Source organism: Pseudomonas sp. R-28-1W-6 (assembly GCF_009799925.1).
GTDB lineage: Bacteria > Pseudomonadota > Gammaproteobacteria > Pseudomonadales > Pseudomonadaceae > Aquipseudomonas.
Genome location: NZ_WELK01000003.1, coordinates 292370 through 306316 on the forward strand (window position 1 = coordinate 292370; position 13947 = coordinate 306316).

Sequence of the window (13947 nt, forward strand, 5' to 3'; positions counted from 1 at the left end):
CCGATTGACCCGGATCAACGAGCGCCGCCGCAGAGCCTGCAATATGCGCCACTACAACAAGAGACCGGGAGTCGTACATGACCTTCATGCCATGGACCGAAGAGCTGCAGGTGGGGATCCGCGAGATCGACGAGCAGCACCGCTGGCTGGTGGACCAGACCAATGCCCTGCACGACGCCCTGCAGGGATCGGCGCGGGCGGAGCACGTCGGCGAACTGCTGGAAGGGCTGATGGACTACGTGATGAACCACTTCATCGTCGAAGAAAACCTGTTCATCCGCCTCAAATACCCGCAGACCGACGCGCACCAGGCCCAGCACAACCTTTTCAGCGGCCAGGTGATGTCCCTGCTGGGTCGCCACGATGCCGGCGAGGAGGTGGGGATCGAGGCGCTGGAGCTGCTCAAGGACTGGCTGATCCACCATATCCTCAAGGTCGACAAGGCCTATGTGGAGTACTTCCAGGCCCACGGCCTGACCTGAGCGCCCGGGCAAAGCGCACCATAAGGGCGCAGCGCCGGGCGCGGCGACGCCTCAGCGCGGTGCGACGGGGCGCTTGAGCGGCTTCTTCTTGCCCTTCTTCTCGTCGGCGCGTTCCTTGGCCGCGGCCTTGTTGCGCGCCAGCGCGGCGGCCTTGGCCTCCTCGCGCTTGTCCCACGGCTTGCCGCCATCGCTGGCGCGCGGCGGCAGGCCGGTGTGCTGGGTGAGCAGGGCCTTGCCGACCTTCTTGCTGCCAGCCGGGGTGGAGTTCTTGCGGCGCGCGCTCTGGTAGCTGTCGGTGGCCGGCTGGTAGGCCGGGATCAGGTGCTGCTTGCCGTTGCCGATCAGGTCGCTGCGGCCCATGCGCTCCAGCGCCTCGCGCAGCATCGGCCAGCCCTTCGGGTCGTGGTAGCGCAGGAAGGCCTTGTGCAGGCGGCGCTGGGCATCGCTCTTGACGATGGTGACGGCGTCGCTCTTGTAGGTGACCTTGCGCAGCGGGTTCTTGCCCGAGTGGTACATGGCGGTGGCGGTGGCCATCGGCGACGGGTAGAAGGCCTGCACCTGGTCGGCGCGGAAGTCGTTGCGCTTGAGCCACAGGGCGAGGTTCATCATGTCCTCGTCGGTGGTGCCCGGGTGCGCCGCGATGAAGTACGGGATCAGGTACTGCTCCTTGCCCGCCTCCTTCGAGTACTTCTCGAACATGCGCTTGAACTTGTCGTAGCTGCCGATGCCCGGCTTCATCATCTTGGTCAGCGGGCCTTCCTCGGTGTGCTCCGGGGCAATCTTCAGGTAGCCGCCGACGTGGTGGGTGACCAGTTCCTTGACGTACTCCGGCGACTCCACGGCGAGGTCGTAGCGCAGGCCGGAGGCGATCAGGATCTTCTTCACCCCGGGCAGGGCACGGGCCTTGCGGTACAGTTCGATCAGCGAGCTGTGGTCGGTATTCAGGTTCTCGCAGATGCCGGGGAACACGCAGGACGGCTTGCGGCAGTGGCGTTCGATCTCCGGGTCCTTGCAGGCCAGGCGGTACATGTTGGCGGTCGGCCCGCCGAGGTCGGAGACCACGCCGGTGAAGCCCGGCACCTTCTTCATCTCCTCGATCTCGGACAGGATCGACTCGTGGGAGCGGCTCTGGATGATCCGCCCCTCGTGCTCGGTGATCGAGCAGAAGGTGCAGCCGCCGAAGCAGCCGCGCATGATGTTGACCGAGAAGCGGATCATCTCGTAGGCCGGGATCTTCGCCTTGCCGTAGGCCGGGTGCGGCACCCGCGCGTAGGGCATGCCGAACACGTAGTCCATCTCTTCGGTGGTCATCGGGATGGGCGGCGGGTTGAACCACACGTCCACCTCACCGTGGCGCTGCACCAGGGCGCGAGCGTTACCCGGGTTGGTTTCCAGGTGCAGCACGCGGTTGGCGTGGGCATACAGCACGGCGTCGCCGCGCACCTTCTCGAAGGACGGCAGGCGGATCACCGTCTTGTCGCGCTCCAGGCGCGGGTGCGGCAGCAGCTGCACCACCTTGGCCTCGTTGGGGTCTTCGACGCCGCCCTTTTCCTGTTCGATGGCGCAGGCGGCGGTGTCCTGGGTGTTGACGTAGGGGTTGATGATCTTGTCGATCTTGCCCGGCCGGTCGATACGGGTGGAGTCGATCTCCAGCCAGCCCTCGGGGGTGTCGCGGCGGATGAAGGCGGTGCCGCGGATATCGTTGATCGTCTCGATCTTCTCGCCGGCGGCGATGCGCTGGGCCACCTCGACGATGGCCCGCTCGGCGTTGCCGTACAGCAGGATGTCGGCGCAGGCGTCGATCAGGATCGAATGGCGGACCTTGTCCTGCCAGTAGTCGTAGTGGGCGATGCGGCGCAAGGAGGCCTCGATGCCGCCGAGCACGATCGGCACGTGCTTGTAGGCTTCCTTGCAGCGCTGGCTGTACACCAGACTGGCGCGGTCCGGGCGGGCGCCGGCCAGGCCGCCGGGGGTATAGGCGTCGTCGCTGCGGATCTTCTTGTCCGCGGTGTAGCGGTTGATCATCGAGTCCATGTTGCCGGCGGCGACGCCGAAGAACAGGTTGGGCTCGCCGAGCTTCATGAAGTCGTCTTTCGACTGCCAGTTGGGCTGGGCGATGATGCCCACGCGAAAGCCCTGGGCCTCCAGCAGGCGACCGATGATGGCCATGCCGAAGGACGGATGGTCCACATAGGCGTCACCGGTGACGATGATGATGTCGCAACTGTCCCAGCCCAGCTGATCCATCTCTTCCCGGCTCATCGGCAGGAAGGGTGCGGGCCCGAAACATTCGGCCCAGTACTTCGGATAGTCGAACAACGGCTTGGCAGCGTGCATCGGGATGACCAGCAGGGATTTTCAGGGGCGCGGAATATAGCACAAAAAACGTACAGAGTCCGACCCCTGCGCTCAGTCAAAGCCCGCCCGCGCCGGCCCGCGGGCACCTTGCGATTTTGTGATCACGAACACCTTATGCCTATACTCCGGAAAAAGACTTTCACTGCCTGCCCCTGGGCCGGCTCAAGGAGCGAAAACAGTGCGACGCACAGTCTTGCAAGTCCTGCTGTGGACGTGCGTAGCCAGCCTTTGCGGCCACCTGATGGCCGCCCCGATCGTGCTGCAGGACGCCAGCAGCGGGCAGACGCTGAACCCACACATCGAACTGCTGGAAGATGTCGGCGGCCGGCTGAGCATCGACGACCTGGCCACCCCCGCCGTGCAGCAGCGCTTCGTGCCCGCCGCCGGGCGCGCCAGCGTCGGCCAGAGCAGCCACCCCTGGTGGATCAAGGTCAGCCTGCAGCGCGCCGACGGCGCACCGGCCCAGTGGTGGCTGGAAGTCGGCGCGGTCACCCAGCTGGACACCCAGCTCTACCTGCCCGCCGGCGAACTGGGCTGGAGCCGCCGCCAGGCCGGCGAACGGGTCAGCTTCGCCGCGGGCCGCGACCACCCCTACCGACGCATGCTGTTCAAGCTGCCGGAACTGGGCGAGGCGCCACTGACCTTCTACCTGCGCAGCTACGACCCGGCCGGCAACTCCTTCCCGCTGCGGGCCTGGCAGCTCGACGACCTGACCAGCCTGGCCACCGAGGAGAACCTCGCCCTGGGCCTGGTCTACGGCATCATCCTGGCGCTGCTGCTGTACAACCTGTTCATCTTCTTCAGCCTGCGCGACTCGGCCTACTTCTGGTATGTGCTGACCACCGCCGGCGCCCTGCTGATGATCCTCAGCATGAGCGGCCACGGCTTCCAGTACCTGTGGCCGGAGCATCCCGTGCCCTTCTGGCTGGACCGCATCACCCTGCCCTCGCTCTGGGGTTTCTGCGCCTGCCGCTTCACCCAGACCCTGCTGCAGACCCGCAGCCATGTGCGCTGGGCCCACCACCTGCTGAGCTTCGCCTGCACCTGCTACGTGATCGCCATCGGCCTGGAGGCGCTCGGTCAGCGCAACCTGGCCGCCTGGATCATCGCCCTGCTGTCGCTGACCAGCATCCCGGCGGCCCTCGGCGCGGCCCTGCTGCGCTGGCGCCAGGGCTATTACCCGGCCCTGCTCTACCTCCTCGGCTACGGCCTGATCCTCGGCAGCATCAGCCTGGCCCTGATGCGCGCCACCGCCCTGGTGCAGCCGGCCACCTGGAACGCCTACGTGTTCCCCCTCTCGGTGGCGGCCGAATCGATCCTGTTCTCCTTCGCCCTGGCCTACCGCATCCAGATGCTCAAGCAGGAAAAGGCCCAGGCCCTGATGCAGGCCGATCGCGAGAAGACCGCGCGCCTGGCGCAGATGCAGGCCAGCGCCGACGAGCTGCAGGCCGCGGTCGACCTGCGCACCACCGAACTGGCCGAGGCCAACCAGCGCCTCTGCCAGCGCGAACAGGAGCTGCAGCACGCGGCCTTCCATGACCCGCTGACCGAGCTGCCGAACCGCCGCTACCTGATCGAGCGGGTCGAAACCGCCCTGGCCGACGCCCAGCGCCGCCAGGAGACGGTGGCCCTGATGCTGGTCGACCTGGATCACTTCAAGCCGATCAACGACAGCTACGGCCACGACGCCGGCGACCTGATGCTGCGCACCATCGGCCATCGCCTGCGCGAGCACGTGCGCACCAACGACATGGTCGCGCGCCTGGGTGGCGACGAGTTCGCCGTGCTGATCTGCGGGCCGCAGGCCCAGGCCCAGGCCGAGGAAATCGCCGCCCGCCTGCTCGAGGAGCTGGCCAAGCCGGTGCTCTACGGCGCCAGCCAGCTGGCGGTGACCATCAGCATCGGCGCGGCCCTCTACCCGCAGCACGCCGTGCAGTTCGCCGGACTCTACAAGTCCGCCGACGAAGCCCTGTACCGCGCCAAGCAGCAGGGCCGCTCGGGCTTCGTCATGCAGAGTGACAGCCTGAGCCCCCAGGCCTGCCTGCAGCTGGACGTGCTCAAGGTCGCCAGCGGCCTCGGCGAAGCACCGGCGCCCTCCGAGAGCAAGCGCTGATCAGCCGCGGTAGCGCCGCGGCACCCGCGCGGTGACCTTGGTCAGCAGCTCGTAGCCGATGGTGCCGGCGGCCCGGGCCACCTCGTCGATCGGCAGCTGCGCGCCCCACAACTGCACCGCGGCGCCGACCTGCGCCTCGGGCAGATCGGTCAGGTCCACCGCCAGCATATCCATCGACACCCGCCCGACCAGCGCCGCGCGCCGGCCATCGACCAGCAGCGGGGTGCCGCTGGGCGCGTGGCGCGGATAGCCGTCGGCATAGCCGCAGCTGACCGTGCCGATGCGCGACGGCCGTGCGGCGACCCAGCTGGCGCCGTAGCCGACGCTCTCGCCCGGCGCCACCTCACGCACCGCGATCAGCTGGGCGTCCAGGCTCATCACCGGTCTGAGCCCCAGCTCGGCGGCACTCAGCTCGGCAAACGGCGTGGAACCGTAGAGCATGATGCCGGGGCGCAGCCAGTCCATGTGCGCCGCCGGAATGGTCAGCAGCGCGGCCGAGTTGGCCAGGCTGCGCTGGTCGAAGTCCAGGTCGAGCAGGCCAAGGAAGGCCTCCACCTGCTGCTCGATCAGCGGATGGCCGCGCTCGTCGGCACAGGCGAAGTGGCTGATCAGGTTCAGCTCGGCCACCTGCGCCGCGCCGCGCAGGTGCGCGTGCACGTCGCGCAGCCGCGCCGGCGTCATGCCCAGGCGATGCATGCCGCTATCGAGCTTGAGCCAGACATTCAGCGGGCGCGGCAGCTGGGCGGCGAGCAGCGCGGCGAGCTGCTCCTCGCCCTGCACCACCAGGTCCAGGCGCAGCTGCGCGGCCATCGGCAGCTCCTCGGCAGCGAAGCAGCCCTCCAGCAGCAGGATGCGCGCCTGGCCATGCATGGCACGCACCTCGGCGGCTTCCTCCAGGCTGGCCACGGCAAAGCCGTCGGCCTCGTCATGCAGGGCGGTGACCACCTCACGCACGCCATGCCCGTAGGCATTGGCCTTGACCACCGCGAATGCCTGGCGCCCCGGCGCGCAGCGCTTGGCCAGGGCATAGTTGTGACGGATGGCGGCCAGATCGATGGTGGCGACGAGGGGGCGCATGGCGCGGGCTCCAGACAGACGAAACGGGCGCCCATCTTAACCGCTGGGCGCCCGTTTTCATTGATCCAAACCATGCCATCGTTGCCCCGGAAACCGTAGCGAGCACAGCACAGACAAGAAGCCCGGAGCGCAGCCACCGGAGTGAACATTTGTTCATGAGGATATTCGCTGCGCTCACCCTACGGGCCGCCTGAAGGCGTTCACCGCAAGCGTTGTGGCGAGCACCGCGCGACGCAGTATGTGCTGAGCACAGTAGGTTTACGGGGTGACGTTTTATTCGTCGTCGAACTGGTAGCTACCCGGCGCCAGGTTCTCGAAGCGCGAGTACTTGCCGAGGAAGGCCAGCCGCGCGGTGCCCAGCGGGCCGTTACGCTGCTTGCCGATGATGATCTCGGCCACGCCCTTGTACTCGGTCTCCGGGTGATAGACCTCGTCGCGGTAGACGAACATGATGATGTCGGCGTCCTGCTCGATCGCCCCGGATTCGCGCAGGTCGGAGTTGATCGGGCGCTTGTTGGGGCGCTGCTCCAGGCCGCGGTTGAGCTGCGACAGGGCGATCACCGGGCAGTTGAACTCCTTGGCCAGGGCCTTGAGCGAGCGCGAGATCTCGGAAATCTCGTTGACCCGGTTGTCGCCGCTGGAGCCGGGGATCTGCATCAACTGCAGGTAGTCGACCATGATCAGGCCGATCTCGCCGTGCTCGCGGGCCAGGCGGCGGGTGCGCGCGCGCATCTCCGAGGGGCTGATGCCGGCGGTGTCGTCGATGAACAGCTTGCGGTCGTTGAGCAGGTTGACCGCGCTGGTCAGGCGCGGCCAGTCGTCGTCGTCCAGGCGACCGGCACGCACCTTGGTCTGGTCGATGCGCCCCAGCGAGGCGAGCATACGAATGACGATGGATTCCGAGGGCATTTCCAGCGAGTAGACCAGGATCGCCTTGTCGCTGCGCATCAGGGCGTTTTCCACCAGGTTCATGGCGAAGGTGGTCTTACCCATGGACGGACGGCCGGCGACGATGATCATGTCGGCCGGCTGCAGGCCGCTGGTCAGGTTGTCCAGATCGGTGAAGCCGGTGGACAGGCCGGTGATCGCGTCGCCGGCATTGAACAGCGAGTCGATGCGGTCGATGGCCTTGACCAGGATGTCGTTGATGCCCACCGGGCCGCCGGTCTTCGGCCGCGCCTCGGCGATCTGGAAGATCAGCCGCTCGGCCTCGTCGAGGATTTCCTCGCCGGTACGCCCCAGCGGCGCATAGGCGCTGTCGGCGATCTCCGCGCTGATGCCGATCAGCTGGCGCAGGGTGGCGCGCTCGCGAATGATCTGCGCATAGGCCTTGATGTTGGCCACCGACGGGGTGTTCTTCGCCAGCTCGCCGAGGTAGGCCAGGCCGCCGACCTGCGACAGCTGGCCTTCCTTGTCCAGTTGCTCGGACAGGGTCACCACGTCGAACGGCGAGTTGCGTTCGGCCAGTTTGTAGATGGCGCGAAAGATCAGGCGGTGGTCATGCCGGTAGAAGTCGCCGTCGGAAACCTGGTCGAGCACCCGTTCCCAGGCGTTGTTGTCCAGCATCAGGCCGCCCAGCACGGCCTGTTCGGCCTCGATGGAATGCGGCGGCACCTTGAGTGCGGCGGTTTCCAGGTCGTACTGCTGGGGGACGCTGATGTCGTTCATGGCACCTGAGATTCCAAAGCGCGGAGGCTTTTACAAACGCATGTTTTGCAAAAGGCTCTAGCGGAAAAAACAACGGGCACGACACCGCTAATGCAATGTCGCGCCCGATTGTCAGCAGGCCGGCGCCGGAGCGCAAGCCCGCAAGTCGGCTGACTTAGGCAGCTACGACCACAACCTTGACGGTTGCTTCAACGTCGGTGTGCAGGTGCACAGCCACGTCGAATTCGCCGATGTGGCGAATGGTGCCGTTCGGCAGACGCACTTCAGACTTGGCCACTTCAACGCCGGAGGCGGTCAGGGCGTCAGCGATGTCGTGGGTACCGATCGAGCCGAACAGCTTGCCTTCGTCGCCAGCGCTGGCAGTGATGGTCACTTCCAGTTCGGCCAGTTGGGCAGCGCGAGCTTCGGCAGAAGCCTTCTTCTCGGCAGCAGCTTTTTCCAGCTCGGCGCGACGCGCTTCGAACGCAGCAACGTTCTCGGCGGTAGCAGCGGTGGCCTTGCCTTGCGGCAGCAGGTAGTTGCGGCCGTAACCGGCTTTAACGTTGACCTTATCGCCCAGGTTGCCCAGGTTGGCGATTTTTTCCAGCAGGATAACTTCCATTTGGGTCTTACCTCTTAACTTTTAACCTTCACCGTTCGCGGGGCCGGCGCCATTGTTGCGCGCTTGGCGACCACGAAAATCGATCAGACTGTCGACGATGGCCATGGCCACCAGCAACGGATAAACCAGCTGCATGAACAGCAGCAGCGTGACGTACAGCCCCACCAGCCAGAACCGGGAAAGTCCCAGTCCGTGCAGCAGCGCCAAACCGGCAAACGCCAGCGGGACGCTGCACAACGGCGTCAGCATGGCCAGCTCCACCCCGAGATTCGGGCCGAGGAGCATGGCCGCGAGCAAGCCGAAGGCCAGCACCGGCGGCAGTCGCAAGGCGCGAAACTCGCGCCCGAAACCACCGGGGTTGTACAACGCCGCCTGCCAGTAACGCCCAAGCATCAGGCACAGCAGACTGACGATCTGCAGCAATGCGGCCATCAAACCGGTGAGTACCGGGGCAATCAGCGATTCCAGGCGCGCTCGCTCGTCTACCGGCAACTGCTGGTAGACCCCATCGAGCATCTGCGGCATCAGCTTATTCAGCTCCGCCGCCAAGCCTGCGATGGGTTCGCGGAACACCACCCCCAGAACCACACTGAACACCAGACCCAGCGCCAGGCTGCCAAGCAGCACGCGAACCCAGGACTGACCGGCGCGCAACATCAACGCCAGCCCCAGCGAGCCGAGCAACACCAGCAGGGTGCGCGGCTCACCGAAATACCACCAGACCAATGCCGGCAGCATCGCCCAGGCCAGGATGCCGATGGCATCCCCCAGACCCCGCCGCAGCAGCACCAGGCAGCTGGCGGCGGCACTCAACCAGAACAACAGCGGCAACGCCGCGGAACCGACCACCACCAGGGTGGCCTGCATGCGGCCGCGCATGATGAACTCAGCCAAGGCACGCATGCGGTTTATCCCTTACTACTTAGTCGACGATCCGTTATCAACGGCCGTGGCTGTCGGTGTAGGGCAGCAGGGCCAGGAAGCGGGCGCGCTTGATAGCGGTGGCCAGCTGACGCTGATAACGAGCCTTGGTACCGGTGATACGGCTAGGAACGATTTTGCCGGTTTCCGAGATGTAGGCTTTCAGGGTGTTGAGATCTTTGAAATCGATCTCTTTCACGTCTTCAGCGGTGAAACGGCAGAATTTACGACGACGGAAGAAACGTGCCATGAGATTGGCTCCTCAATAGATCCGTGGATTACTCGTCAGCGTTGTCGCTGTCGCTGCTATCGCTGTCATCGCCTTCGGCGGAGTCAGCGTTCTCAGGACGGTCACGACGCTCACGGCGCTCGCTGCGGTTTTCTTCGGCCTTGAGCATCTCGGACTGGCCGGTAACGGCTTCGTCGCGACGGATGACCAGGTTACGGATCACGGCATCGTTGTAACGGAAGTTGTCTTCCAGCTCAGCCAGGGCCTTGCCGCTGCACTCTACGTTCAGCATGACGTAGTGAGCCTTGTGGACGTTGTTGATGGCGTAAGCCAGCTGACGACGCCCCCAATCTTCCAGGCGATGCACTTTGCCGCCGTCTTCTTCGATCAGCTTGGTGTAACGCTCGACCATGCCGCCGACTTGCTCGCTCTGGTCCGGGTGAACCAGAAAGATGATTTCGTAATGACGCATAAATGCTCCTTACGGGTTGTAGCCTGCCACTGGATGCGGTCAGGCAAGGAGTGAATATCACTTGTTGGTCTTGCCGGGCGGAGGGCGCGCAAACGCCTGCCGTCACGGCAAGGGGCGACATTTTAGAGAAGCCCCCCGCCAGGCGCAAGGCAAACTGGCGATTATTTGTACAGCCCGATTCGACGCGAAATAACCGCGCCCAACGCAAACCGGCGCCTCACGGCGCCGGCTTTGCGACTCTGGAACGCACGGCGAACTAGCGCTTGGCCTGGCGCTGACGCACCGCCTCGAACAGGCAGACGCCGGTGGCGACCGACACGTTGAGGCTGCTGACGCTGCCGGACATCGGCAGCTTGACCAGGTAATCGCAGTGGTCGCGGGTCAGGCGGCGCATGCCCTTGCCTTCCGCGCCCATGATCAGCACGGTCGGCCCGGTCAGGTCCTGCTGGTACAGTTCCTGCTCGGCCTCGCCGGCGGTACCGACCAGCCACAGGCCGCGCTGCTGGAGCTTCTCCAGGGTGCGCGCCAGGTTGGTCACGGCAACCAGCGGAATGACCTCGGCAGCCCCGCAGGCGACCTTGCGCACGGTGGCGTTGAGGGTCGCCGACTTGTCCTTGGGCACTATCACCGCCAGCGCGCCGGCGGCATCGGCGGTACGCAGGCAGGCGCCGAGGTTGTGCGGATCGGTCACGCCGTCCAGCACCAGCAGCAGCGGCGGCCCTTCGCGCCGGTCGAGCAGCTCTTCGAGCATGGCCTCGCCCCACACCTGACTGGGACTGACTTCCGCCACCACGCCCTGATGCACACCTTCGGCCCACTCGTCGAGCTCGCGGCGATCCTTGTGCCCGACCGCTACGCGATTCTGCCCGGCCAGCTCGACCAGGGTCTGCACCCGCGGATCATGCCGGCTTTCCGCCAGCCACAGCTGCTTGACCCGCTTCGGATGATGACGCAGCAGCGCCTCCACGGCATGCACGCCATAGACCTTTTCCAGCTGACTCATGGCTTGGCCTTGCGCTTGCGCGGCTTGCCGGCAGGCGCAGGCGCCGCACCCGCCTTGGGCGGACCCTTGCGATGGCTGGAGGCCGGCTTCTTCGCCGCGCCCTCACCACCGCGCCCGGCCGCCGACTTGCCGCCGGCCTTGGCACCGGAGAGCAGGGCCTTTTTCAGGTCGCGACTCTTCTGCACATCGGTATTGCCGACCACGCCGCCAGCCGACTCGCTCTTGCCACGACGGGAGCCGCGTTCGGCAGGCGCCTTGTCGGCACCGGCTTCGCCGCGCACACCGCTGCGCTTGCGCCCAACCGGCGCATTGAGCGCACCCTCGGACAGCTCGAAGTCGATCTTGCGTTCGTCGAGGTCGACGCGCATCACCTTCACCTCGACGCTGTCGCCGAGGCGGAAGCTGCGCCCGCTGCGCTCACCGGCCAGGCGGTGATGCACGGGATCGAAGTGGTAGTAGTCGCCCGGCAGCGCGGTGACATGCACCAGACCTTCGACATAGATGTCCTTCAGCTCGACGAACAGACCGAAGCCGGTCACCGCGGTGATCACGCCCTCGAAGATCTCGCCGACGCGATCCTTCATGAACTCGCACTTGAGCCAGTTGACCACGTCGCGGGTGGCCTCGTCGGCGCGCCGCTCGGTCATCGAGCACTGCTCGCCGAGCTGCTCCAGGGCCGGCTCGTCGTACGGGTAGATACGCGCACGCGGCATGCTGGTGGCGCCGGCGCGGCGCACATGCGGCGTGTCCAGCTTGGAGCGCACCACGCTGCGAATGGCGCGATGCACCAGCAGGTCTGGATAGCGGCGGATCGGCGAGGTGAAGTGGGTGTAGGCCTCGTAGTTCAGGCCGAAGTGGCCATGATTGTCGGCGCTGTACACCGCCTGGCTCAGCGAGCGCAGCATCACGGTCTGGATCAGGTGGAAGTCCGGACGACCCTGGATGCTCTGCAGCAGCTTCTGGTAGTCCTTCGGCGACGGCCCTTCCTTGCCCTTGTGCAGGGCCAGGCCCAGCTCGGTGAGGAAGGCCTTGAGCTTCTCCAGGCGCTCCGGCGGCGGACCGTCGTGCACGCGATACAGCGAGGGAATCTCATGCTTTTGCATGAACTGCGCGGTGGCGACGTTGGCCGCCAGCATGCACTCCTCGATCAGCTTGTGCGCGTCGTTGCGCTGGGTCGGACGGATCTCCGCGATCTTGCGCCCGGCACCGAAGATGATGCGGGTTTCCTGGGTCTCGAAGTCGATGGCACCACGCTCGTGGCGGGCGGCCAGCAGTACCTGATACAGGGAATAGAGCTGCTTGAGGTGCGGCAGGACTTCCTTGTATTCGCCGCGCAGGGCCTTGCCCTCGCTGCTTTTCGGCTGTTCCAGCATGGCACTGACCTTGTTGTAGGTCAGGCGCGCATGGGAGTGGATCACCGCTTCATAGAACTGATAGTCGACCAGCTTGCCGGCCTTGGACATGGTCATTTCGCAGACCATGGCCAGACGATCGACATGCGGATTCAGCGAGCACAGGCCGTTGGACAGCTCTTCCGGCAGCATCGGCACGACCCGCTCCGGGAAGTACACCGAGTTGCCGCGCTTGGTGGCTTCTTCATCCAGCGCCGAGCCGACCTTGACGTAGTGCGACACGTCGGCAATGGCCACATAGAGCTTCCAGCCGCCGGAAAACAGCTTCCAGGCGCTGCTGTTCTTCTCGCAATAGACCGCATCGTCGAAGTCGCGGGCATCTTCGCCGTCGATGGTGACGAACGGCAGGTGGCGCAGGTCGATGCGCTTCTCCTTGTCCGCCTCTTCCACCTCGGGCTTGAGCTTGTGCGCTTCCTTGATCACCGCCTCGGGCCAGACATGCGGGATGTCGTAGCTGCGCAGCGCCACATCGATCTCCATGCCCGGCGCCATGTAGTCGCCAACCACTTCGACGATGTCGCCCTGCGGCTGGAAGCGCGCAGTCGGCCAGTGGGTGATCTTGATCGCGACGAACTGGCCGACCCGCGCATTGCCATGGCGCCCCGGGGTGACCAGCACTTCCTGCTGGATCTTCGGGTTGTCGGATTCGACATAGCCGATACCGGCTTCTTCGAAGTAGCGGCCGACGATGGTCTCGTGGGCACGCGCGATCACCTCGACGATCGCGCCTTCGCGACGACCGCGACGATCCAGCCCGGAAACCCGCGCCAGGGCACGGTCGCCGTCGAACACCAGGCGCATCTGCGAAGGACTGAGGAACAGGTCGTCGCTGCCGTCGTCCGGCACCAGGAAGCCGAAGCCGTCGCGGTGGCCGCTGACGCGCCCACGGATCAGGTCGAGCTTGTCCACCGGAGCATAGGTGCCGCGGCGGGTATAGATAAGCTGGCCATCACGCTCCATGGCGCGCAAACGGCGGCGCAGGGCTTCCAGCTGCTCATCGGTGGTCAGCCCGAACTCTTCCACCAGCTCCTCGCGGGCAGCGGGCGAACCGCGCTCGGACAGGTGCTGCAGGATCAGTTCACGACTGGGGATGGGGTTTTCGTATTTTTCCGCCTCGCGAGCGGCCTCGGGATCGAGAGTTTGCCAATCGGCCATTAAATGAAATTACCTTTACGCATATATAGAGATGTGTGCCATGTGCCTATTGAAGCGCGAAATAGCCTCGGGGGTCAGCTTTTCAATCGACAATAATTTTTTTGCGATCAGGGGTTTACAAGGAAATACCCCACCCGTATTATTCGCGCCCACAACGTTGCTGAGACGTTGTACCACGGAAACGCCGAGCAATCATCGTTTCTTGTGCCCAGGTGGCGGAATTGGTAGACGCACTAGGTTCAGGTCCTAGCGGTGGCAACACCGTGGAAGTTCGAGTCTTCTCCTGGGCACCACTCTTCAGAGATCAAGCCGCCGGCTTGGTTTCGCTGTAAGCGGAGCAGCAATGTCCGAATCGGGAAACCGATTGAACGCTGCAAAAAGTCGGTGAGCAATCATCGCAATGTGCCCAGGTGGCGGAATTGGTAGACGCACTAGGTTCAGGTCCTAGCGGTGGCA

11 protein-coding genes and 2 tRNA genes (1 of these 13 running past the window's edge) are annotated in these 13947 nt (G+C 65.2%); 4 read left to right on the forward strand and 9 right to left on the reverse strand.

Annotated elements, in window-relative coordinates; translation table 11 throughout:
- Positions 1-77 precede the first annotated feature (77 nt).
- Entirely contained in the window at positions 78-482 is a 405-nt protein-coding gene (locus F3I62_RS09045; protein ID WP_160489319.1) for a bacteriohemerythrin, read from the forward strand.
- Positions 483-533: 51 nt separating this feature from the next.
- On the opposite strand, the gene F3I62_RS09050 is transcribed toward F3I62_RS09045, so the two are convergent.
- Positions 534-2819, reverse strand: a complete 2286-nt coding sequence (locus F3I62_RS09050) for a YgiQ family radical SAM protein (protein ID WP_160489320.1) — start codon at positions 2817-2819, stop codon at positions 534-536.
- 262 nt (positions 2820-3081) lie between these two features.
- Between F3I62_RS09050 and F3I62_RS09055 the strand changes: the two genes are divergently transcribed.
- Positions 3082-4953 carry a diguanylate cyclase gene (locus F3I62_RS09055; protein ID WP_160489321.1) on the forward strand — a complete coding sequence of 624 codons (1872 nt, stop codon included), beginning with the start codon at positions 3082-3084 and terminating at the stop codon, positions 4951-4953.
- On the opposite strand, the gene alr is transcribed toward F3I62_RS09055, so the two are convergent.
- From alr to rnr, 8 genes are all read right to left on the reverse strand, one after another.
- The gene (gene alr / locus F3I62_RS09060) at positions 4954-6030 is read right to left on the reverse strand and encodes an alanine racemase (RefSeq protein ID WP_160489322.1); all 1077 of its coding nucleotides are present in this window, start codon (positions 6028-6030) and stop codon (positions 4954-4956) included.
- A 273-nt stretch (positions 6031-6303) separates the two neighbouring features.
- A complete protein-coding gene (gene dnaB, locus F3I62_RS09065; protein ID WP_160489323.1) occupies positions 6304-7698 on the reverse strand; it encodes a replicative DNA helicase in 1395 nt (464 codons plus the stop codon).
- A gap of 154 nt (positions 7699-7852) precedes the next feature.
- A complete protein-coding gene (gene rplI / locus F3I62_RS09070; protein WP_160489324.1) occupies positions 7853-8299 on the reverse strand; it encodes a 50S ribosomal protein L9 in 447 nt (148 codons plus the stop codon).
- 21 nt (positions 8300-8320) lie between these two features.
- Entirely contained in the window at positions 8321-9202 is an 882-nt protein-coding gene (locus tag F3I62_RS09075; RefSeq protein ID WP_160489325.1) for a hypothetical protein, read from the reverse strand.
- 37 nt (positions 9203-9239) lie between these two features.
- Positions 9240-9470 (reverse strand): 30S ribosomal protein S18, encoded by a 231-nt coding sequence (gene rpsR / locus F3I62_RS09080; protein ID WP_003246847.1) that lies wholly within the window; start codon positions 9468-9470, stop codon positions 9240-9242.
- Positions 9471-9498: 28 nt separating this feature from the next.
- Positions 9499-9921 carry a 30S ribosomal protein S6 gene (gene rpsF / locus F3I62_RS09085; protein WP_160082679.1) on the reverse strand — a complete coding sequence of 141 codons (423 nt, stop codon included), beginning with the start codon at positions 9919-9921 and terminating at the stop codon, positions 9499-9501.
- A gap of 256 nt (positions 9922-10177) precedes the next feature.
- Entirely contained in the window at positions 10178-10924 is a 747-nt protein-coding gene (rlmB, locus tag F3I62_RS09090; RefSeq protein WP_160489326.1) for a 23S rRNA (guanosine(2251)-2'-O)-methyltransferase RlmB, read from the reverse strand.
- Positions 10921-13491, reverse strand: coding sequence for a ribonuclease R (gene rnr / locus F3I62_RS09095; protein ID WP_160489327.1), 2571 nt, complete (start codon positions 13489-13491; stop codon positions 10921-10923). Before rnr ends, rlmB begins: the two co-directional genes overlap by 4 nt.
- Before the next feature lie 206 nt (positions 13492-13697).
- Between rnr and F3I62_RS09100 the strand changes: the two genes are divergently transcribed.
- Positions 13698-13784 (forward strand) — tRNA-Leu (locus F3I62_RS09100).
- A gap of 111 nt (positions 13785-13895) precedes the next feature.
- Positions 13896-13947 (forward strand) — tRNA-Leu (locus F3I62_RS20230) (it continues 135 nt past the right edge of the window).

What these genes read in the sequence shown, in the direction of transcription:
- F3I62_RS09075 (WP_160489325.1), bottom strand. Translation starts at nt 9,202, where the DNA reads ATGCGTGCCTTGGCTGAGTTCATCATGCGCGGCCGCATGCAGGCCACC.
- rpsR (WP_003246847.1), bottom strand. Translation starts at nt 9,470, where the DNA reads ATGGCACGTTTCTTCCGTCGTCGTAAATTCTGCCGTTTCACCGCTGAA.
- F3I62_RS09055 (WP_160489321.1), top strand. Translation starts at nt 3,082, where the DNA reads ATGGCCGCCCCGATCGTGCTGCAGGACGCCAGCAGCGGGCAGACGCTG.
- rnr (WP_160489327.1), bottom strand. Translation starts at nt 13,491, where the DNA reads ATGGCCGATTGGCAAACTCTCGATCCCGAGGCCGCTCGCGAGGCGGAA.
- F3I62_RS09045 (WP_160489319.1), top strand. Translation starts at nt 78, where the DNA reads ATGACCTTCATGCCATGGACCGAAGAGCTGCAGGTGGGGATCCGCGAG.
- dnaB (WP_160489323.1), bottom strand. Translation starts at nt 7,698, where the DNA reads ATGAACGACATCAGCGTCCCCCAGCAGTACGACCTGGAAACCGCCGCA.
- alr (WP_160489322.1), bottom strand. Translation starts at nt 6,030, where the DNA reads ATGCGCCCCCTCGTCGCCACCATCGATCTGGCCGCCATCCGTCACAAC.
- rlmB (WP_160489326.1), bottom strand. Translation starts at nt 10,924, where the DNA reads ATGAGTCAGCTGGAAAAGGTCTATGGCGTGCATGCCGTGGAGGCGCTG.
- rplI (WP_160489324.1), bottom strand. Translation starts at nt 8,299, where the DNA reads ATGGAAGTTATCCTGCTGGAAAAAATCGCCAACCTGGGCAACCTGGGC.
- rpsF (WP_160082679.1), bottom strand. Translation starts at nt 9,921, where the DNA reads ATGCGTCATTACGAAATCATCTTTCTGGTTCACCCGGACCAGAGCGAG.
- F3I62_RS09050 (WP_160489320.1), bottom strand. Translation starts at nt 2,819, where the DNA reads ATGCACGCTGCCAAGCCGTTGTTCGACTATCCGAAGTACTGGGCCGAA.